Origin of the sequence: Enterobacter wuhouensis (genome assembly GCF_035835995.1) — a bacterium.
Taxonomy (GTDB): Bacteria; Pseudomonadota; Gammaproteobacteria; order Enterobacterales; family Enterobacteriaceae; genus Enterobacter; species Enterobacter wuhouensis.
On sequence record NZ_CP142124.1, the window covers coordinates 4,252,067 to 4,273,662 of the forward strand.

Annotated in this window: 18 protein-coding genes; 11 read left to right on the forward strand and 7 right to left on the reverse strand. The window is 56.9% G+C overall.

Annotated elements, in window-relative coordinates; genetic code table 11:
- The first annotated feature begins 42 nt into the window (after positions 1–42).
- The 5 genes from rpoN to npr all read left to right on the forward strand — a co-directional run bounded on the left by rpoN (position 43) and on the right by npr (position 3,529).
- Entirely contained in the window at positions 43–1,476 is a 1,434-nt protein-coding gene (gene rpoN / locus VPX56_RS20270; RefSeq protein WP_326468592.1) for an RNA polymerase factor sigma-54, read from the forward strand.
- 22 nt (positions 1,477–1,498) lie between these two features.
- The gene (gene hpf, locus VPX56_RS20275; protein ID WP_119936816.1) at positions 1,499–1,786 is read left to right on the forward strand and encodes a ribosome hibernation promoting factor; all 288 of its coding nucleotides are present in this window, start codon (positions 1,499–1,501) and stop codon (positions 1,784–1,786) included.
- A gap of 82 nt (positions 1,787–1,868) precedes the next feature.
- Positions 1,869–2,360, forward strand: a complete 492-nt coding sequence (gene ptsN / locus VPX56_RS20280; RefSeq protein ID WP_131635296.1) for a PTS IIA-like nitrogen regulatory protein PtsN — start codon at positions 1,869–1,871, stop codon at positions 2,358–2,360.
- 45 nt (positions 2,361–2,405) lie between these two features.
- Positions 2,406–3,260 (forward strand): RNase adapter RapZ, encoded by an 855-nt coding sequence (gene rapZ, locus VPX56_RS20285; protein ID WP_131635295.1) that lies wholly within the window; start codon positions 2,406–2,408, stop codon positions 3,258–3,260.
- Positions 3,257–3,529 carry a PTS phosphocarrier protein NPr gene (gene npr, locus VPX56_RS20290; RefSeq protein WP_003861872.1) on the forward strand — a complete coding sequence of 91 codons (273 nt, stop codon included), beginning with the start codon at positions 3,257–3,259 and terminating at the stop codon, positions 3,527–3,529. Before rapZ ends, npr begins: the two co-directional genes overlap by 4 nt.
- A gap of 39 nt (positions 3,530–3,568) precedes the next feature.
- Here the strand turns inward: npr and mtgA are convergent, their stop codons facing one another.
- The 5 genes from mtgA to lptF all read right to left on the reverse strand — a co-directional run bounded on the left by mtgA (position 3,569) and on the right by lptF (position 9,827).
- Positions 3,569–4,294 (reverse strand): monofunctional biosynthetic peptidoglycan transglycosylase, encoded by a 726-nt coding sequence (gene mtgA, locus VPX56_RS20295; RefSeq protein ID WP_131635294.1) that lies wholly within the window; start codon positions 4,292–4,294, stop codon positions 3,569–3,571.
- A complete protein-coding gene (elbB, locus tag VPX56_RS20300) occupies positions 4,291–4,944 on the reverse strand; it encodes an isoprenoid biosynthesis glyoxalase ElbB (RefSeq protein ID WP_326472148.1) in 654 nt (217 codons plus the stop codon). The genes mtgA and elbB overlap by 4 nt, the downstream gene beginning before the upstream one ends.
- A gap of 231 nt (positions 4,945–5,175) precedes the next feature.
- Positions 5,176–7,509: an aerobic respiration two-component sensor histidine kinase ArcB gene (gene arcB / locus VPX56_RS20305; RefSeq protein ID WP_263610407.1), complete on the reverse strand. Its 2,334-nt coding sequence runs from the start codon at positions 7,507–7,509 to the stop codon at positions 5,176–5,178.
- Positions 7,510–7,644: 135 nt separating this feature from the next.
- The gene (gene lptG / locus VPX56_RS20310) at positions 7,645–8,727 is read right to left on the reverse strand and encodes an LPS export ABC transporter permease LptG (RefSeq protein ID WP_131635291.1); all 1,083 of its coding nucleotides are present in this window, start codon (positions 8,725–8,727) and stop codon (positions 7,645–7,647) included.
- The gene (gene lptF, locus VPX56_RS20315) at positions 8,727–9,827 is read right to left on the reverse strand and encodes an LPS export ABC transporter permease LptF (protein WP_131635290.1); all 1,101 of its coding nucleotides are present in this window, start codon (positions 9,825–9,827) and stop codon (positions 8,727–8,729) included. The genes lptG and lptF overlap by 1 nt, the downstream gene beginning before the upstream one ends.
- A gap of 266 nt (positions 9,828–10,093) precedes the next feature.
- Between lptF and pepA the strand changes: the two genes are divergently transcribed.
- The 5 genes from pepA to ahr all read left to right on the forward strand — a co-directional run bounded on the left by pepA (position 10,094) and on the right by ahr (position 16,751).
- Positions 10,094–11,605 carry a leucyl aminopeptidase gene (gene pepA / locus VPX56_RS20320; RefSeq protein ID WP_010436084.1) on the forward strand — a complete coding sequence of 504 codons (1,512 nt, stop codon included), beginning with the start codon at positions 10,094–10,096 and terminating at the stop codon, positions 11,603–11,605.
- A 117-nt stretch (positions 11,606–11,722) separates the two neighbouring features.
- Positions 11,723–12,166, forward strand: coding sequence for a DNA polymerase III subunit chi (gene holC / locus VPX56_RS20325; protein WP_131635289.1), 444 nt, complete (start codon positions 11,723–11,725; stop codon positions 12,164–12,166).
- The gene (locus VPX56_RS20330) at positions 12,166–15,021 is read left to right on the forward strand and encodes a valine--tRNA ligase (RefSeq protein WP_326468601.1); all 2,856 of its coding nucleotides are present in this window, start codon (positions 12,166–12,168) and stop codon (positions 15,019–15,021) included. The genes holC and VPX56_RS20330 overlap by 1 nt, the downstream gene beginning before the upstream one ends.
- Before the next feature lie 123 nt (positions 15,022–15,144).
- Positions 15,145–15,648, forward strand: coding sequence for a GNAT family N-acetyltransferase (locus VPX56_RS20335; RefSeq protein ID WP_131635287.1), 504 nt, complete (start codon positions 15,145–15,147; stop codon positions 15,646–15,648).
- An 83-nt stretch (positions 15,649–15,731) separates the two neighbouring features.
- Positions 15,732–16,751 carry an NADPH-dependent aldehyde reductase Ahr gene (gene ahr / locus VPX56_RS20340; protein ID WP_008502818.1) on the forward strand — a complete coding sequence of 340 codons (1,020 nt, stop codon included), beginning with the start codon at positions 15,732–15,734 and terminating at the stop codon, positions 16,749–16,751.
- Positions 16,752–16,843: 92 nt separating this feature from the next.
- Here ahr and VPX56_RS20345 read toward each other — a convergent pair whose 3' ends face one another.
- Positions 16,844–18,490, reverse strand: coding sequence for a dihydroxyacetone kinase subunit DhaK (locus tag VPX56_RS20345; RefSeq protein ID WP_326468603.1), 1,647 nt, complete (start codon positions 18,488–18,490; stop codon positions 16,844–16,846).
- A 137-nt stretch (positions 18,491–18,627) separates the two neighbouring features.
- Between VPX56_RS20345 and VPX56_RS20350 the strand changes: the two genes are divergently transcribed.
- Positions 18,628–20,130, forward strand: coding sequence for a helicase HerA-like C-terminal domain-containing protein (locus VPX56_RS20350; protein WP_131635284.1), 1,503 nt, complete (start codon positions 18,628–18,630; stop codon positions 20,128–20,130).
- Here VPX56_RS20350 and VPX56_RS20355 read toward each other — a convergent pair.
- Positions 20,110–21,051: a tRNA modification radical SAM protein MnmL/YtqA gene (locus VPX56_RS20355; RefSeq protein WP_131635357.1), complete on the reverse strand. Its 942-nt coding sequence runs from the start codon at positions 21,049–21,051 to the stop codon at positions 20,110–20,112. The genes VPX56_RS20350 and VPX56_RS20355 overlap by 21 nt on opposite strands.
- Positions 21,052–21,596 lie beyond the last annotated feature (545 nt).

Consider the following 21,596-nt stretch of genomic DNA (forward strand, 5'->3'; position numbering starts at 1 on the left):
TAGAGGTAACACAACGCCGAACCGGAGAAAAATGCTCTGAACATGAAGCAAGGTTTGCAATTACGGCTCAGCCAACAACTGGCAATGACGCCGCAGCTACAGCAGGCAATTCGCCTGTTGCAGTTGTCCACGTTAGAACTCCAGCAGGAGCTCCAGCAGGCGCTGGACAGCAATCCGCTGCTGGAGCAAACCGATCTTCATGACGAGGTAGATACTCAGCAATCGCAGGACACTGAAACGCTCGATACCGTTGATGCGCTCGAACAAAAAGAGATGCCGGACGAGCTTCCGCTGGATGCCAGCTGGGATGAACTCTACACCGCCGGAACGCCTTCGGGCACGCGTGCAGATTATCAGGACGACGAGCTGCCGGTTTATCAGGGCGAAACGACCCAGTCGCTGCAGGACTACCTGATGTGGCAAGTTGAGCTGACGCCCTTCTCCGACACCGACCGCGCAATTGCGACGTCAATTGTCGATGCCGTCGATGACACCGGCTACTTGACCGTCACGCTTGACGATATTCTGGAAAGCATCGGCGACGACGAGATTGAACTCGAAGAAATTGAAGCCGTCCTGAAGCGCATCCAGCGCTTCGATCCGGTCGGGGTCGCGGCAAAAGATCTGCGCGATTGCCTGCTGATCCAGCTCTCGCAGTTCGACAAAACCACGCCCTGGCTTGATGAGGCCCGATTAATCATCAGCGATCATCTGGATCTGCTGGCTAACCACGATTTCCGTACCCTGATGCGCGTCACGCGCCAGAAGGAAGAGGTGCTGAAAGAAGCGGTTAACCTGATCCAGTCGCTCGATCCGCGCCCCGGTCAGTCGATCCAGACCAGCGAACCCGAGTATGTCATCCCGGATGTCCTGGTCAGAAAGCACAACGACCGCTGGGTCGTTGAACTGAACTCAGACAGCATTCCTCGCCTGCAAATTAATCAGCAATACGCCTCCATGTGCACCAGCGTGCGTAACGACTCAGACAATCAATATATTCGCAGCAACCTGCAGGAAGCGCGATGGCTGATCAAAAGTCTGGAGAGCCGAAATGATACGCTGCTGCGCGTAAGCCGCTGTATTGTCGAACAGCAGCAGGCGTTCTTTGAGCAGGGCGAAGAGTACATGAAGCCGATGGTGCTGGCGGATATCGCCCAGGCCGTCGAGATGCATGAATCAACCATTTCCCGCGTGACCACGCAGAAGTATCTGCACAGCCCGCGCGGTATTTTTGAGCTTAAGTATTTCTTCTCCAGCCATGTGAGCACCGAGGGCGGTGGCGAAGCCTCGTCCACGGCGATCCGTGCACTGGTGAAGAAGTTGATCGCAGCGGAGAACCCCGCGAAGCCACTGAGTGACAGTAAGTTAACCACCATGCTGTCCGATCAGGGTATTATGGTGGCACGTCGTACTGTTGCGAAGTATCGAGAGTCTTTATCCATTCCGCCGTCTAACCAGCGTAAACAACTGGTCTGACACAACCGATAAGGAAGACACTATGCAGCTCAACATCACAGGACACAATGTCGAGATTACTGAGGCATTACGCGATTTTCTGAACACGAAGTTCGCGAAGCTCGAACAGTATTTCGAAAGGATCAATCAGGTCTATATTGTGTTGAAAGTGGAGAAAGTGACTCATATCTCGGATGCAACCCTGCACGTTAACGGGGGTGAACTCCATGCCAGTGCGGAAGGGCAAGACATGTACGCGGCTATCGACGGCTTGATTGATAAGCTTGCGCGACAGCTCAATAAACATAAAGATAAACTGAAACAACACTAATTGTCCGGGCAGTTAACGGGTGCAGGACGGCCTGTTGTGAAACACAACAGGCCATTTGTACAGTTAGCGCTTAGGTGAAATTATGATGAACAACGATTCGGCTCTTCAACTGAGCAATGTCCTTAACCAGGAATGTACCCGCAGTGGCGTTCACTGCCAGAGCAAAAAACGTGCGCTGGAGATCATCAGTGAACTGGCCGCAAAACAGCTGGGCCTGCCGCCGCAGGTGGTGTTCGAAGCTATCCTGACCCGTGAAAAAATGGGCAGTACCGGCATCGGCAACGGTATCGCGATCCCGCACGGCAAGCTCGAAGAAGACACCCTGCGTGCCGTCGGCGTGTTTGTGCAGCTCGAAACGCCTATTGCCTTCGATGCCATTGATAACCAGCCGGTCGATCTCCTCTTCGCGCTGCTGGTGCCTGCCGACCAGACAAAAACCCATCTGCATACGCTTTCGCTGGTCGCTAAACGCCTGGCTGATAAAACCATTTGCCGTCGACTGCGTTCAGCCCAAAGTGATGAAGAGCTCTACCAGATTATCACTGAAGCAGAAGGCAATCAGGATGATGCATAACCGGGAGATGGCTTTCACATCTGTTGTCCTGAGGAGAAACGGAACATGGTGCTGATGATCGTCAGTGGCCGCTCGGGGTCGGGGAAATCCGTCGCCCTGCGCGCGCTGGAAGATATGGGATTTTACTGCGTCGATAACCTGCCGGTGGTGCTGCTGCCGGAGCTGGCGCGGACGCTGGCCGACAGGCAGATCTCGGCAGCGGTCAGCATTGACGTGCGTAACATGCCTGAATCGCCGGAGATCTTTGAACAGGCGATGAGCAACCTGCCTGACGCGTTCTCGCCGCAGCTGCTGTTTCTGGACGCCGATCGCAACACGCTGATCCGCCGCTACAGCGACACCCGCCGTCTGCACCCGCTCTCCAGTAAAAACCTCTCCCTGGAAAGCGCCATCGACCAGGAAAGCGATCTGCTGGAGCCGCTGCGGTCACGGGCGGATCTGATTGTCGACACCTCCGAAATGTCCGTTCACGAACTGGCAGAAATGCTGCGAACCCGCCTGCTGGGCAAGCGCGAGCGCGAGCTGACCATGGTGTTCGAATCCTTCGGCTTTAAGCACGGTATCCCTATCGATGCGGATTACGTTTTCGACGTGCGCTTCCTGCCGAACCCGCACTGGGACCCAAAACTGCGTCCAATGACCGGGTTGGATAAGCCTGTCGCGGCCTTCCTCGACCGGCACACAGAAGTACACAATTTTATCTACCAGACGCGAAGCTACCTTGAGCTATGGTTACCTATGCTGGAAACAAACAATCGTAGCTACCTGACGGTGGCGATTGGCTGTACCGGCGGTAAACATCGTTCGGTCTATATCGCCGAACAGCTGGCCGACTACTTCCGCTCGCGCGGAAAGAACGTTCAGTCCCGTCATCGCACGCTGGAAAAACGCAAAACATGACCGTAAAACAGACCGTTGAGATCACCAACAAGCTGGGTATGCACGCCCGCCCGGCGATGAAGCTGTTTGAGCTGATGCAGGGTTTTGATGCTGAAGTTCTGCTGCGTAACGATGAAGGTACCGAGGCGGAAGCCAACAGCGTGATTGCGCTGCTAATGCTGGACTCCGCCAAAGGTCGCCAGATCGAAGTCGAGGCGACCGGCCCGCAGGAAGAAGAGGCGCTGGCAGCGGTGATTGCGCTGTTCAACGCCGGGTTTGACGAAGACTAACGTTCGCCCCCTCGGCGGGTGGCGCTGCGCTTACCCGCCCTACATTAAGTTGTTACGCTCCATAAAACCTTCCCCACCCAGCTGACGCATCTGGCGCATAATCCACGCCTGACGGCTCCGCACGTATCCCGAGGGAGCGCTGGCTTTGAACTTGATGGGATTCGGCAGAACGGCGGCAAGCAGCGCGGCTTCAGACATACTCAAACGGCTGGCTGGTTTATTGAAGTAACGCTGTGAGGCGGCCTCAACGCCAAATACGCCGTCGCCAAACTCCGCGATATTCAGATAGACGGTCAGAATACGCTTCTTGCTCCAGACCGTTTCGACGCCCAGCGTTAGCCCTGCTTCGAGCCCTTTGCGCACCCAGCTTCGGCCATCCCATAAAAACAGGTTTTTGGCGGTCTGCTGCGAAAGGGTCGATGCGCCGCGCACCCGGTTTTCGTGACGTTCGTTATGGGCAAGCGCCTTCTCGATAGCGGCCACGTCGAAACCCCAGTGCTCTGGGAATTTCTGATCCTCTGCGGCGATCACCGCCAGCCCCATGAACGGAGAGATCTCATCCATGCTCACCCAGTCAGAATGCGCAACGTAGCTGAAATCACCGGTGAACCATGCGCTGACCTGACGCTCAATCATGACGGCGGAAAAGGGAACCGGCAGAATGCCGAACAGGGCAATCCCGCCGCCCCAGAACACCGCCAGCACAAGCACAATGCGAAGCAGGATACGTTTTACCCACGCTCCTGCGGAATATTTACGGCTCATTCAGCGAGAACCAACACTCTGTCCACCAGCTTTTCGATACCCGCAGCGGCCTCAGCGATGTTTTGCGCCAGCATATACGCAGGCGTGGTGACAATTTTGTTGTCTTCATCGACCACAATGTCATCGACCGGGCAAGGCACGTGTTCGCCACCCATCTCGTCGACAAGCTCTGCGGTATCAATATCCGTCCCGATAGTCAGGCGCAGGGGGAAATCAAAAATAGCGGGCAGCATCGCCGGCGCGATACAGATAAAGCCCAGCGGCTTGCCTGCCGCATGCATCGCCTGTGACAGCGCTTTTAAATCTGGATCGACCTGGCACTCCGCCCCCTGAGTGGCGAAGGTGCTGAGATTTTTGGCTGCGCCAAAGCCGCCCGGCACGATTAAGGCATCTAGCTCGGCGGCATCAGCCTCAATCAGAGGATGAATATCTCCGCGGACAATTCGCGCCGCTTCAATCAGCACGTTGCGGTTTTCCGCCATCGGTTCACCGGTAAGATGATTAATCACATCCGCCTGGTTTTTATCCGGCGCGAAGCAGACCACCTCAGCGCCCCGGCGCGATAATGCCAGCAGCGTGATTACGGCTTCGTGTATTTCCGAACCATCGTAAACACCGCAGCCGCTGAGCACGACACCAATCTTTTTCATCATGACGATCCTTCTATGCAACGTGCTGAAGCACATTAATAATTCTGATTAAAACGCTATGCTTCACACATTTCACTGATTCATGTAACAAACCATTTAAGATTTGCTATCTTATTTGCGTGCGGCCTAAATATTCAGGCGGCGTCCAAGCGAAAACAACACAAAAAATCAGGCGCAGCCACGATTTCCCTGGTGTTGGCGCAGTATTCGCGCACCCCGGTTAAGCCGGGGTCATTTTTTTCTGGCGTCCACCCAGGCTTTCAGCACCGCCACATCGTTCTGCCACTCTTGTTTCATCTCTTCAACCCAATCACCTACGTTATCTTCCCATGCAGGTAAATCAGGCGACTGAATCTGTTGGCCCAGCTGCTGCAGGTGGCGTAGCCCAACCGACCCCGCGGCCCCTTTAATCTTATGCCCTTCTTCCACAATGCCTTTCCGATCGCGCGCGGTCAGGTTAGATTCCAGCACGCTTAAATAACCCGGCATCATTTTTTCGAATACGGCCAGGCCATCGGTAATCAGTTTAGGCCCCACCAGGTCGATATACTGCTCCAGCATCGCGGTATCCAGTATCGTTTGGGCTTTAGCGCTATCAACAGACGTCATGGTGCTCTCCTCTTCATCACGGGTATCCCAGAACTTCTTGATCATGGCGGTCAGGGCAGGCACCGCCAGCGGCTTGCTGAGCACATCATCCATACCGGCATCGAGGTACTCTTTTTTGTCCTTCAGCACGTTCGCCGTCAGCGCCACCAGCGGCGGCAGATCCTCGGCGGCATACTTGCTCGTCAGTTCGCGAGAAATATCCAGCCCGGTCATGTCCGGCAGCTGAATATCCAGCAGAACAAGGTCATATTCGCCAGGAGTGAACATCTCCAGCGCGGCTTTACCGGTCATCGCCACGTCCACGCTGTTACCCAGCTTTTCGAGAACGGAGCGCGCCACGATAACGTTCAGCTCGATGTCTTCCACCAGCAGCACGTGCAGCGCCGGCAGCGGCATATCGTCGCTCTCAAAGGTATCTTCAACCTCTTCAGCGACCGCAGGCGCATGTACCGTGAGGGTAAAGGTTGAACCTTTTCCCGTCTGGCTGGCAACGGTGATGTCCCCGCCCATGCTCTTCGCCAGACGTTTAGACACCGCCAGGCCAATCCCCGTACCGGTTGCAGGCTTACCGCCATTGCTGTCTTTTACCTGATAATACATTGCGAAGATTTTGTCCTGCTCCTCCTGCGGAATACCAATCCCTGAGTCTTCCACCTCGAAGTGCAGCATGTCACCTTCGTCATAGCGAATGCGCACGGCAACCCGCCCCTTCTGGGTGAACTTCACGGCGTTACTGATCAGGTTCCACAGGATCTGGCGCAGACGCGTGCCGTCCGTCACCACTTTATGCGGCAGCGGCAGGGTCGGTTCCATCACGAAGCTCAGCCCTTTTTGCTGAGCCTGCAGCCCTGAGAGGTTCTCCAGGTCAGCGAGGAAGCCCGTAAAATCAACCGGCTGATTATCAAGCTGAACTTTACGACGCTCCATTTTATCCATGTCGATAATATCGTTGAAGATATTACCCAGCGTCACCGCCGAGACGTGGATCGTCTTCAGGTATTTTTCCTGCTCATCGGTCAGGTCGGTATCCAGCAGAATACGGCTCAGCCCTACGATGCCGTTGAGCGGCGTGCGCAGTTCGTGGCTAATGGTCGAGATAAAGGTGGTTTTGTCACGGCTGGCGCGCTCGAGCGCATCCTGATAGCGCTTACGCTCGGTAATATCGCGGCCAAAGCCCATCAGCCCGTGGCGTTTGCCCACGCGATCATAGTACGGGACCTTACGGATTTCAAAGCAGGCCTTGCGCCCGTCCGGATAATCCAGCCACTGTTCGTAGGTCAGCGAGACGTTGTGGCGGAAGACCTTTTCATCCGTCTCCATCACTTTTGCTGCCGCCTCTTCAGAATAGACATCCTGCGGCTTGAGGTTGATCAGCTGTTTTTCGCTTTTCCCGGTCAACAGCTCCATGGCGCGGTTACAGCCGGAAAACTCTTTATCTTCGTTGCGGTAGAACACCAGATCCGGCGAAGCATCCAGGAAAGAGCGCAGGAAGGAGGATTGCTGCTCAAGCTGAATTTGCGTGACCTCACGCTCTTTCATTTCAATTTTAAGCTGCTCCAGCGTGGTCTGGCGCTCGGCCTCTGCCTTCTCACGATCCGAGATCTCCTGATTAAGCTGGGCAATGTTGTCCTTCAGCTGAACGTTCAGTTTCAGATCGCGCTCGCGCATCTCCTCCAGCTTATCCACCAGCTTAGACAGGCGCTGGCGCGACTCTTCCAGCTGTTCAACCACCACGGACAGGAAATAGACCGCCCAGGGGGTAATCAACAGGCCGAAGAAGATAGATCGGATCACGTCGATACTTTCGACCTGACCGTGCAGAACCATGGTGACAGCCATTTGCACGACAATGGCCAGAACAACCAGCGCCAAGGCCAACAGCATGGAGAACCGCACCAGCCCAAGCTTCATCATCAGGTCGACGTAGTACTGGGCGAGCATTCGAATTTGCTTCATAGAAGATCCCTTCACGACTTTATCGCTCAATAATACTCAAATTCACGGCGAGGCGTTGAAGGTTGTGAGAAAAAGTGCGGGGTGAAACAGGAGATTAGCCTCGCCCCCGGAGAAACGGGGGCGAGGAGAGGAAGGTCAGGAACGTCTCAGCAGCAGCCAGAGGCTGATCAGCAGGAAGCTGGCGCTCGGCAGCAGCGCACCGATAATCGGCGGAATGCCGTACACCAGAGTCAGCGGACCGAAGATCTGGTCAAGAACGTAGAACACGAAGCCGAAGCTGATACCGGTCACGACGCGCACGCCCATCGGCACGCTGCGCAACGGCCCGAAGATGAACGACAGCGCCATCAGCATCATGACCGCCACCGACATCGGCTGGAAGATTTTGCTCCACATGTTGAGCTGATAGCGTCCGGCATCCTGTCCGCTCGACTTCAGGTACTTCACGTAGTTATGCAGACCGCTAATCGACAGCGCATCGGGATCAAGCGCAACCACCCCAAGCTTGTCGGGCGTCAGGTTGGTCTTCCACGTACCCGATACCGTCTGTGAACCGGTGATCTGTTTTGGATTCGTCAGGTCAGACTCATCCACCTGCGACAGACGCCACTGCTTATGTTCAGCATCAAATTTTGCCGATGAGGCGTGACGTACGGACAGCAGACGGCGCTCATCGTTGAAGGCATAAATGCTTACGCCGCCCAGTTCGTCATCGCCTTTAACCCGTTCGATGTAGACGAAGTTTTTACCATCTTTCGCCCATAGCCCTTGCTGAGTGGAGAGCAGTGAACCACCGTACATGGCCTGCGCGCGATAGTTACGCGCCATCTGCTCACCCTGCGGTGCCACCCACTCGCCAATCGCCATGGTTAGCAGAACCAGCGGGATCGCGGTTTTCATGACCGAGAGCGCAACCTGCATACGGGTAAAGCCCGATGCCTGCATCACCACCAGTTCGCTACGCTGTGCCAGCATCCCCAGCCCCAGCAGCGCGCCAAGCAGCGCCGCCATCGGGAAGAAGATCTGCACATCTTTCGGCACGCTGAGCAGGGTATACATTCCTGCGCCCAGCGCGTCGTAGCTGCCCTGCCCGGCTTTTTTCAGCTGATCGACAAACTTGATAATGCCGGAGAGCGACACCAGCATGAACAACGTCATCATGATGGTGGAGAAAATCGTTTTACCGATATAGCGATCGAGAACGCCAAACGCCTGCATTACAACGCTCCTTTACGCGAGAATCGGGCACGAATGCGGCGCATCGGCACCGTATCCCACAGGTTTAATCCCAGCGCCAGCAGGATGTACAGGCTGTTGATCGCCCACGTCCAGATCATCGGATCCAGCTTCCCTTTCGCGCCGTTAGAGCGAATCGAGGTCTGCAGCAGGAAATACACGAGATAAAGCAGCATCGCCGGCAGCATCGACAGCACGCGGCCCTGACGTGGGTTTACCACGCTCAGCGGCACCACAATAAATGCCATCATAAATACGGTGAATACGAGGGTGATACGCCAGTGGAACTCTGCACGCGCTCTGTCAGTATCGGTATTCCACAGGGTGCGCATATCCATCTGCTCGGTATCACTGGGGTCCAGCGCGACGGCCTGGTGGCCGATAATGGCCTGATAGTTCTGGAAATCGGTGATGCGGAAATCGCGCAGCATCGCGGTGCCTTCGAAACGCGTCCCCTTGTTCAGCGTGACGACCTGAGAACCGTCTTTACGCTGGGCAAGCTGACCGGAATCGGCAACCACCACCGACGGGCGCGCGTTGCCTTTGGTGCGCAACTGGGCCAGGAAGACGTCGTTAAATTTGCTGCCGTCGACGCTCTCGATGAACAGAACGGAGTTACCGTCGGTTGCCTGCTGGAACTGACCCTGCGCCAATGCCGCCATACCGGGGTTCGCCTTGGCTTCGGCCAGGACTTCATCCTGATGGCGAGAGGACATAGGGCCCGCCCACATGACGTTCACGGCGGCAACGATGCCGGTAAACAGCGCCAGAACAAAAGCAGCTTTCAGCAGCACGGCTTTGCTCAAGCCGCAGGCATGCATCACCGTGATTTCACTTTCGGTGTAGAGTCTTCCCAGCGTCATGAGCAGGCCAAGGAAAAGGCTCAGCGGTAGAATAAGCTGCGCCATTTCCGGGACGCCTAACCCAAGCAGGGAAAGCACCAGATTCGTAGGAATTTCACCGTCAACGGCCGCACCGAGGATCTTAACCAGCTTCTGACAGAAAAAAATCAGCAGCAGGATAAAGAGGATCGCCAGTTGGCTTTTGAGCGTCTCCCGCACCAGATATCTTATGATTATCACTTTAAATACGCCCGTAAAAACCCGTCTCTTTGCTGGAAAATCGCTTGTTTCATGGCTTAAACGTCATTTATTCTCTTGAGTCGTCGAAATCATCGCTAAGATTAAAACATCCGGCGGATTCACGCTTCAGGACTTTTTCTGACGTGTCGAAACCGTAATAACGTAAGATTAACACGAAGTCACCACAACAGCGGACATGAGTTACGAAAGGTTTCAATTCTATCCGTAGCCGCCGCCGTTGTCTTTAAGATTCAGGAGCGTAGTGCATGGAGTTCAGTGTAAAAAGCGGTAGCCCGGAGAAACAGCGGAGTGCCTGCATCGTTGTGGGCGTCTTTGAACCGCGCCGACTCTCCCCGATCGCCGAGCAACTCGATAAAATCAGCGACGGCTACATCAGCGCCCTGCTGCGCCGTGGCGAACTGGAAGGCAAACCTGGGCAGACGCTGTTACTGCACCATGTTCCGAACGTCCTGTCAGAGCGAATTCTGCTGATTGGCTGCGGCAAAGAGCGCGAGCTGGACGAGCGTCAGTACAAGCAGGTTATTCAGAAAACTATTAATACGCTGAATGATACCGGCTCGATGGAAGCCGTCTGCTTCCTGACCGAACTGCACGTCAAAGGCCGTAACACCTATTGGAAAGTGCGCCAGGCCGTTGAGACGGCAAAAGAGAGCCTTTACAGCTTCGACCAGCTGAAGACCAATAAAAGCGAGCCGCGTCGCCCGCTGCGTAAAATGGTCTTTAACGTCCCAACCCGTCGCGAGCTGACGAGCGGCGAGCGCGCGATCCAGCACGGCCTGGCAATTGCCGCCGGTATCAAAGCCGCGAAAGATCTTGGCAACATGCCGCCAAACATCTGCAACGCCGCGTATCTGGCCTCTCAGGCGCGACAGCTGGCCGATTCCTACAGCAAGAACGTCATCACCCGCGTCATCGGCGAACAGCAGATGAAAGAGCTGGGGATGCACTCTTACCTGGCGGTTGGCAACGGCTCTCAGAACGAATCCCTGATGTCCGTTATCGAGTACAAGGGCAACCCGTCCGAAGACGCGCGCCCGATCGTGCTGGTCGGTAAAGGCCTGACCTTTGACTCCGGCGGTATCTCCATCAAGCCTGCCGAAGGCATGGACGAGATGAAGTACGACATGTGCGGCGCAGCGGCGGTGTATGGCGTGATGCGCATGGTGGCTGAACTTCAACTGCCGATTAACGTCATCGGCGTGCTGGCAGGCTGTGAAAACATGCCTGGGGGTCGCGCTTATCGTCCGGGCGACGTGCTGACCACCATGTCCGGCCAGACCGTTGAAGTGCTAAATACCGACGCCGAAGGCCGTCTGGTGCTGTGCGACGTGCTGACCTACGTTGAGCGCTTCGAGCCTGAAGCGGTAATCGACGTGGCAACGCTGACCGGCGCCTGCGTGATCGCCCTGGGCCACCACATCACCGGCCTGATGTCGAACCACAACCCGCTGGCGCACGAGCTGATCGGCGCGTCCGAACAGGCCGGTGACCGCGCGTGGCGCCTGCCGCTGGGCGATGAGTTCCAGGAGCAGCTGGAGTCCAACTTTGCGGATATGGCGAATATCGGCGGTCGTCCTGGCGGGGCGATCACCGCGGGCTGCTTCCTGGCACGCTTCACCCGCAAGTACAACTGGGCACACCTGGATATCGCGGGCACCGCATGGCGCTCCGGTAAAGCCAAAGGCGCAACCGGCCGTCCGGTGGCGCTGCTGTCGCAGTTCCTGCTCAATCGTGCGGGTTTTAACGGCGACGAGTGATGTAAACGCCGGGTGGCGGCTTCGCCTTACCCGGCCTACAGCATCACTCAACCGTAGGCCGGGTAAGCGTAGCGCCACCCGGCTTTGCATTTAAATCCACGACAAGAAGCCCCATATATGAAGAATGCAACGTTCTACCTTCTGGACAACGACACCCATCAGGATGGCCTCAGCGCCGTCGAACAGCTGGTGTGTGAAATTGCCGCAGAACGTTGGCGCGCAGGCAAACGCGTGTTGATCGCCTGTGAAGATGAGCAGCAGGCGATTCGCCTTGATGAAGCGCTGTGGGCGCGCCCGGCGGAGAGCTTTGTGCCGCATAACCTGTCGGGCGAAGGTCCGCGCGGCGGCGCACCGGTAGAAATTGCCTGGCCGCAGAAGCGCAACAGCAGCGCGCGCGATATTCTGATTAGCCTGCGGATAGACTTTGCAGATTTTGCCACCGCTTTCACAGAAGTGGTAGACTTTGTCCCTTACGAAGAATCTTTGAAACAACTGGCGCGCGAACGCTATAAAGCGTACCGCCTGGCTGGTTTTAACCTGAATACGGCAACCTGGACATAATGGAAAAAACATACAACCCACGCGATATCGAACAGCCGCTTTACGAGCACTGGGAAAAGCAGGGCTATTTCAAGCCTAACGGCGACGAAAGCAAAGAGTCCTTCTGCATCATGATCCCGCCGCCGAACGTCACCGGCAGTTTGCACATGGGTCATGCTTTCCAGCAAACCATCATGGACACCATGATCCGCTACCAGCGCATGCAGGGCAAAAACACCCTGTGGCAGGCGGGGACGGACCACGCGGGTATCGCGACCCAGATGGTGGTAGAGCGTAAAATTGCCGCTGAAGAAGGTAAAACCCGTCACGACTACGGTCGCGATGCGTTCATCGATAAAATCTGGCAGTGGAAGGCGGAATCCGGCGGCACCATTACCCGTCAGATGCGCCGTCTCGGCAACTCCGTGGACTGGGAGCGCGAGCGCTTCACCATGGACGAAGGCCTGTCCAACGCCGTGAAAGAAGTCTTCGTGCGCCTGTACAAAGAAGACCTGATTTACCGCGGCAAGCGCCTGGTAAACTGGGACCCGAAACTGCGTACCGCCATCTCTGACCTGGAAGTGGAAAACCGCGAGTCTAAAGGCTCCATGTGGCACATCCGCTATCCGCTGGCCGACGGCGCAAAAACCGCCGACGGTAAAGATTACCTGGTGGTCGCGACCACCCGTCCGGAAACCCTGCTGGGCGATACCGGCGTGGCCGTTAACCCGGAAGATCCGCGCTATAAAGACCTGATCGGCAAATTCGTGGTGCTGCCGCTGGTTGACCGCCGCATTCCGATTGTGGGCGACGAACACGCCGACATGGAAAAAGGCACCGGCTGCGTGAAAATCACCCCGGCGCACGACTTTAACGACTATGAAGTGGGTCGTCGTCACGCCCTGCCGATGATCAATATTCTGACCTTCGACGGCGATATCCGCGAAAGCGCAGAAGTGTACGACACCAAAGGCGAAGAGTCCGACGTTTACTCCAACGCTATCCCGGCTGAGTTCCAGAAGATGGAACGTTTTGCCGCGCGTAAAGCGATTGTGGCTGCCGTTGACGCGCTCGGCCTGCTGGAAGAGATCAAACCTCACGATCTGACCGTGCCGTACGGCGACCGTGGCGGTGTGGTTATCGAGCCGATGCTGACCGATCAGTGGTACGTGCGTGCCGACGTGCTGGCGAAACCGGCTGTTGAAGCGGTTGAGAACGGCAGCATTCAGTTCGTACCGAAGCAGTACGAAAACATGTACTTCTCCTGGATGCGTGACATTCAGGACTGGTGTATCTCCCGTCAGCTGTGGTGGGGTCACCGTATCCCGGCGTGGTACGACAACGAAGGCAACGTCTACGTTGGCCGCACCGAAGACGAAGTGCGTCAGGAAAACAACCTGAGCGCGGACGTTGCGCTGCGTCAGGACGAAGACGTGCTGGACACCTGGTTCTCCTCCGCGCTGTGGACCTTCTCCACCCTCGGCTGGCCAGAAAATACCGACGCGCTGCGTCAGTTCCACCCAACCAGCGTGATGGTCTCCGGCTTCGACATCATCTTCTTCTGGATTGCCCGCATGATCATGATGACCATGCACTTCATCAAAGACGAAGACGGCAAGCCGCAGGTTCCTTTCCATACCGTCTACATGACCGGTCTGATCCGCGACGACGAAGGCCAGAAGATGTCCAAGTCCAAGGGTAACGTGATTGACCCGCTAGATATGGTTGACGGTATCTCTCTGGAAGACCTGCTGGAAAAACGTACCGGCAACATGATGCAGCCGCAGCTGGCAGAGAAAATCCGCAAGCGCACCGAGAAGCAGTTCCCGAACGGGATCGAGTCTCACGGTACCGACGCCCTGCGCTTCACCCTGGCGGCGCTGGCTTCTACCGGCCGCGACATCAACTGGGACATGAAGCGTCTGGAAGGTTACCGTAACTTCTGTAACAAGCTGTGGAACGCCAGCCGCTTCGTGCTGATGAACACCGAAGATCAGGACTGCGGCTTCAACGGCGGCGAAATGACCCTGTCGCTGGCGGACCGCTGGATCCTGGCGGAATTCAACCAGACGGTGAAAGCGTTCCGTGAGGCGCTGGACAGCTACCGCTTCGACATCGCGGCGGGCATCCTGTACGAGTTCACCTGGAACCAGTTCTGCGACTGGTATCTGGAGCTGGCGAAGCCGGTGATGAACGGCGGAACTGAGGCGGAACTGCGCGGCACGCGCAACACGCTGATTACCGTTCTGGAAGGCCTGCTGCGCCTGGCGCATCCGGTCATTCCATTCATCACCGAAACCATCTGGCAGCGCGTGAAGGTGATTGCAGGCATCAACGCTGACACTATCATGCTGCAGCCGTTCCCGGAATTCGATGCGGCGAAGGTTGATGAAGCGGCGTCTGCGGACACCGAGTGGCTGAAGCAGGCGATCGTTGCGGTACGTAATATTCGTGCTGAGATGAACATTGCCCCAGGAAAACCGCTTGAGCTGCTGCTGCGCGGCTGCAGCGAGGCTGCCGTTCGTCGCGTCAGCGAGAACAACACCTTCCTGAAAACCATGGCGCGTCTGGAAAGCATCACCGTGCTGCCTGCGGATGACAAAGGCCCGGTTTCCGTGACCAAAATCATCGACGGCGCCGAGCTGCTGATCCCGATGGCGGGCCTGATCGACAAAGACGCCGAGCTGGCGCGTCTGGCGAAAGAAGTGGCGAAAGTCGACGTGGAAATTGGCAAAATCGAAAGCAAGCTGGCGAATGAAGGCTTTGTCGCCCGCGCGCCGGAAGCGGTCATCGCCAAAGAGCGTGAACGCCTGGTTGCTTTCGCCGATGCGAAGACCAAGCTGATTGAGCAGCAGGCGGTTATTGCCGCCCTGTAATGCTTTTACCCCTTACGCTTCAGGGCGTAAGGGGTAACCTTCCTGAAAACTCCTCGCTTGCACTCCCCTTTCTGCGGTGCTATTAACAGCAGTTGTGTGTCAATTTTTGTAATGAGTAATGCTATGAGCGTGATTACCCCCGTCGCGACGACAATGCGCCCGATCGCCGAGCAGGATAACCGGGCTATCGCCGCCGTTATCCGCACCGTTTCCGCCGAATACGGCCTGACCGCTGACAAAGGCTACACGGTTGCCGACCCGAACCTGGACGAACTGTTCCAGCTCTACAGCCAGCCGGGCCACGCCTACTGGATACTTGAGCAGGATGGCAAGGTCGTAGGCGGCGGCGGCGTTGCGCCACTCAGCTGCAGCGAGCCGGACATCTGCGAGCTACAGAAAATGTATTTCCTGCCGTCTGTGCGTGGGCAGGGCCTGGCGAAGAAGCTGGCGCTCGTTGCCCTTGAGCACGCGCGCACCCAGGGTTTTAAGCGCTGTTACCTCGAAACCACCGCCTTCCTCAAAGAGGCTATTGGCCTGTATGAGCATCTGGGCTTTGAGCATATCGATGCGCCGCTGGGCTGTACCGGCCACGTTGACTGCGAAGTCAGAATGCTGAAAAGTCTGTAACTTTCGTTCCTGCCCTCTTCTGTTAAGCGGCTGTAAACTGAATGCTCTACACTCTCAGTTCACACCATAACGGGGGAAACACGATGTCGAAGATAAAAAGCTACGCCGCACCGCAGGCGGGTGCAGAACTTGAGCTGTACGAGTACGATGCGGGCGAACTAAAAGCAGAAGACGTCGAAGTGCAGGTTGATTACTGCGGGATCTGCCACTCGGATCTCTCGATGATCGACAACGAATGGGGCTTCTCCAGCTATCCGCTGGTTGCCGGGCACGAAGTCATTGGCCGCGTGGTGGCGCTCGGTAGCGCCGCGCAGGACAAAGGGCTGAAGGTTGGCCAGCGCGTGGGTATTGGCTGGACGGCACGCAGCTGTGGTCACTGCGATGCCTGTATCAGCGGGAACCAGATCAACTGCCTCGAGGGCGCCGTTCCCACCATTCTGAACAAGGGCGGTTTTGCCGACAAGCTGCGCGCCGACTGGCAATGGGTCATCCCGCTGCCGGACAGCATTGATATCGAATCCGCCGGTCCGCTGCTGTGCGGCGGTATCACCGTCTTCAAACCGCTGCTGATGCACCATATCACCGCCACCAGCCGCGTGGGCGTGATCGGTATTGGCGGCCTGGGGCATATCGCCATCAAGCTGCTGCACGCGATGGGCTGCGAAGTGACGGCGTTCAGCTCCAACCCGGCGAAAGAGAAAGAAGTGCTGGCGATGGGTGCGGATAAAGTGGTGAACAGCCGCGATCCGGACGCGCTGAACGCGCTGGCGGGTCAGTTTGACCTGATCATCAATACCGTGAACGTCGATCTCGACTGGCAGCCGTACTTCGAAGCGCTGGCCTACGGCGGTAACTTCCACACCGTGGGTGCCGTAATGAAGCCCCTGCCGGTTCCAGCGTTTACCCTGATCGGCGGGGATCGCAGCATTTCCGGTTCTGCGACCGGGACGCCATATGAACTGCGCAAGCTGATGAAGTTTGCCGGACGCACCAAAGTGGCACCGACCACCGAGCTGTATCCGATGTCGAAGATCAACGAAGCGATCCAGCACGTGCGCGACGGCAAAGCCCGTTACCGCGTGGTGCTGAAAGCGGATTTTTGATGTGACATTGCCGGGGAATGTGCGGCCTGATGCCCTCACCCCAACCCTCTCCCACTGGGAGAGGGCGCAAACACTAAAAACGGTAACGGTTGTTACCGTTTTGCTTCTACCATGGCCTTAAACACCTCCGCCACCGCGACCGCTCCCGGATCCATCACGCCGTCCAGATTCTCTTTATTCACGTACGACGAGCGCCCCGCTCCGGCTTTTGCCATCTTCGCCGTGGCCTCCGCGCCCTGCTGCGCGGCCTTCGCCGCTGACTCGATATCGCCTTTCCGCAACGCCTCCAGCGCCGGCTGCAGCGCGTCGATTAGCGTGCGATCGCCGAGATCTGCCCCGCCGTACTGCTTCATCTGCGCCAGCCCGCTCAGCAGCGCCTCCGGCAGCGGCTGCCCATCGTGAAGCTTTTGCCCCGCTGCCGTGAAGAAGATCGACATCAATACCCCGCTCGATCCGCCCATCACCGTCGCCAGCCGCTCGCCCACCAGCAGCAGCAGCGTAGAGACGTCTTTCAGCGGAAGATTGTTCTCCTCCAGGCGCTGCGCAATATCCCTCGCGCCTTGCGCAAAAGTAGAACCAGTATCGCCATCACCCACTTTGGCATCCAGCGCGTTCAGGCGGTTTTCCAGCTGGATTAGCGTCTTCGTCACCGAAGAGACGTACTCACTCACCTGCGGATTGTCCGACGGGGTGTATTCCACACGATCGTGGATCGCGCTATGGGAAACGGTGCGCAACGGCGCAAACGCTACGGGCTTTTGCCAACCCAACGTCTCCACCTCGGCGTGAATCGCTTTTTCAAAGAGATCGTTTAGCTTCAGCAGCGTGAGCGAAAACCCCTTCATGTCGAGCGCACTGACGAGCGGCGCAGGACCGATGAGATACGCAATATCGTCTTTCAGCGCCGAATGCGCCAGCTCTTTGGTCAGCAGCGCCATCTCCAGCGCCGAGACGCCGCCGAGGTTGTTAATCAGCACCGCAAAGCGCCCTTCGCCCGCCTGCGCCTTTAACGGCTTCACCAGCGTGTCGATAATCTCCTTGCTGTTTTGCGTATCCACCACGGACGCACCCGGCTCGCCGTGAATGCCCAGCCCCAGCTCCACGTGGCCTTGCTTAATGCGCCCCTCTTCATCGTCGCTGCCCGGCAGGTTGCAGGTTTGCATTGCCACGCCCAGGCTCCAGAGGCTGTCGCAGGCCTGTTGCGCAATGTCCCGCACGTCGCTCAAGGATTTACCCTGCTCTGCCGCATAGCCCGCAATCTTATGCACCAGCGCTGTTCCCGCGATACCACGCGGCTGCTTGTTATCCGGCAGTGCGATGTCGTCTGCGACAATCACCATCTCGACCTTCAGCCCGTAGCGTTTGGCCTTTTCAGCCGCCAGGCCGAAGTTCAGACGGTCGCCGGTGTAGTTTTTCACAATCAGCAGACAGCCGCGATCGCCCGTCACCGCCACAATGGCATTTAGCACCGCATCGACGCTGGGGGAGGCAAACAGGTCTCCACATACCGCCGCCGTAAGCATCCCTTTTCCGACAAACCCGGCGTGCGCCGGTTCGTGACCCGAACCGCCCCCGGAGATCACCGCCACGCGGCTTTTATCCCAGTCGGCGCGCGCCACCACGCGAATCGCCGGGTCGATATCAAGCTTGACGAGGTTGCCACGCGGGGCCGAGATCAGAATACCTTCAATGGCGTCGTTGACCAGCTGTTTGCGGTCGTTAAAAAAGAATCTGGACATAGCTTCCCAAAATGTTGTGAACCGTATGCAAAAGCATAGTCCGCGCTGGGTAATGCGCCGCAAAGTCAGCAATTTACTCAGCCATTTTGCCGTCAGGTTGCCTATACTGCACCCAGGACTAAGAGAGGACGTGCATCATGAGTACACCATTGTTAATTGCCCGGACGCTGGAAAAAGAGCTGTTTTTACTGCCCGCGATGGCGAACCGCCACGGCTTGATCACCGGCGCCACCGGGACGGGAAAAACCGTCACCCTGCAAAAGCTGGCGGAATCATTGTCAGAGATTGGCGTGCCGGTCTTTATGGCTGACGTAAAGGGCGATTTAACCGGTGTGGCTCAGGAAGGGACTGCCTCTGAAAAACTGCTTGAACGGCTGAAGAATATTGGCATCACCGACTGGACGCCGCATAACAATCCGGTGGTGGTATGGGATATCTTCGGTGAAAAAGGCCATCCGGTGCGCGCCACCGTCTCCGATCTCGGCCCGCTGCTGCTGGCCCGTCTGCTTAACCTCAACGACGTGCAGTCCGGCGTGCTGAATATCATCTTCCGCATTGCCGACGATCAGGGGTTACTGCTGCTTGATTTCAAGGATCTGCGCGCCATTACCCAGTACATCGGCGATAACGCCAAGTCCTTCCAGAACCAGTACGGCAACATCAGCAGCGCCTCGGTTGGGGCCATTCAGCGCGGGCTACTGACGCTGGAGCAACAGGGGGCCGAGCACTTCTTCGGCGAGCCGATGCTGGATATCAAAGACTGGATGCGCACCGACAGCAATGGCAAAGGCATCATCAACATTCTGAGTTCAGAAAAGCTCTACCAGATGCCGAAGCTCTACGCCGCCAGCCTGCTGTGGATGCTCTCCGAACTGTATGAACAGCTACCGGAAGCGGGCGACCTGGAAAAACCGAAGCTGGTGTTCTTCTTTGACGAAGCGCACCTGCTGTTTAACGACGCGCCGCAGGTATTGCTGGATAAAATTGAACAGGTCATTCGCCTGATCCGCTCTAAAGGCGTTGGCGTCTGGTTTGTGTCGCAAAACCCGTCGGATATCCCCGATAACGTTCTCGGCCAGCTCGGTAACCGCGTGCAGCACGCCCTGCGCGCCTTTACGCCGAAAGATCAGAAGGCGGTGAAAGCCGCCGCGCAAACCATGCGCGCCAATCCGGCCTTTGATACCGAAACCGCGATCCAGGCGCTGGGCACCGGTGAAGCGCTGATCTCCTTCCTGGATGCCAAGGGCAGCCCGTCCGTGGTGGAACGCGCCATGGTAATCGCGCCCTGCTCGCGGATGGGACCCGTTACCGACGATGAACGTAACGGCCTGATTAACCACTCCCCGGTTTACGGCAAGTATGAAGACGAGGTGGACCGGGAGTCCGCGTTTGAGATGCTGCAGAAGGGCGTACAGGCGACAGCGGAATCTCAGGATGCCCCAGCCGCCAAAGGCCAGACTGTCGCCGTGGATGACGGCATTCTCGGCGGGCTAAAAGATATCCTGTTCGGCACCACCGGGCCACGCGGCGGAAAACGCGACGGCGTGGTGCAGACCATGGCGAAAAGCGCCGCGCGGCAGGTCACCAATCAGATTGTGCGCGGCATGCTGGGGAGCCTGTTAGGTGGACGTCGTCGGTAGACGGGGAACCCACGGCCTGCCCAGCGCCGACCCCTGTACGCCTTGCTCCTGCAGGTAGCGGTCGATCTCCAGCATCCCCGTCCAGCGGTTCTCGCACCAGAGCGGTGCCAGAAGCGTTGGGCGGCGGGCGCTGGCGGAGATGCGGTGGTAGACAATCTCCGGCGGCGTGTGGCGAATCATCTCCCCCGCCGTCACCGTATAGTCCTCCAGCTCAATACCGCCTAACCGCCCGGCCTCCCAGGCTTTCGCCATAATGCTTCCCGTAACGATGTGCAGCGGATGCAGCTTGATGCCGTCCACGCCGGTTTCCACTACCCTTTCCAGAGTCTCAAGGCCGTGCTGCTGCCCTTCACCGGGCAGGCCGACGATCAGATGGGAGCAGACCTTCAGCCCGCGCTCGCGTGCCAGGCGCGTGGTGCGCTGGTAGCAGGCGAAATCATGCCCGCGATTGATGCGGTGCAGGGTTTTGTCATGTGCGGTCTGCAGCCCCAGCTCCAGCCAGATCTCATAGCCCAGCTCTTTGTATTCGCTGAGCAGATCCAGCACCGCATCCGGCACGCAGTCCGGGCGCGTGCCCACGCACAGCCCGACAATATTGGCCTGGCTGACGGCCTGCTGGTACATAGAGCGCAGCACCTGCACCTCCGCCCACGTGCTGGTGTAGGCCTGGAAATAGGCCAGATACTGCTTCGCACGGTTTACCAGGCTGGCCTGATGCGCAAGCTGTTCCGCGATAGAGTGATGCTGCTGGGCTTCGTCAGCAAAGGAGGCCACGTTACAGAAGGTGCAGCCGCCGCGTCCGATAGTGCCGTCGCGATTCGGGCAGCTAAAGCCGCCGTGCAGCGTCAGCTTATGAACCTTTTGCCCATAGCGCTGCAAAAGATCCCCACCAAACATATTGACTAATTTCTGTAACTGCATAATCTGATAGACCGTCCCGAAGAAAGGGGACAAGCCTGCCATTTTTAGCCTCTGTCGGCGATGACCTGGATCAATCGCCCAGGACGGCCTTTATTTATTTGAATAAATAATCAAGATTACTGCAATTTCATTCACGCCGGTCGTGATTACTTTTCCTTATGTTCGGATGGTTTTTTTCAGTTATAGCGCCGACACTGAAAAACAGTGATTTTATGCGGGTCTGAAGCACCATCCAGATTATTATTCTGTCATAAAACCGCTATTCAGCACGCTACATCGATAATACCGCTTTCATATAGTGAGTCAGATCACACTACGCAGGCTCTTTTCAGGGCGTTTGCTGGTTGTAAAAATAGTTAAATATCTTTTACATACAAATAGTTAATACCTCTTTAGCACATTTTTGTATAAATAAGATTGCCATTTGACCTGTGTACCAATTCCCGATAAGTTGGAAATCCGCTGGAAGCTTTCTGGATGAGCAGCCTGCTCATCATATTTATGCAGTAATTGAGATTCCCTCTGAAGCAAGTCCTCAAACTTGT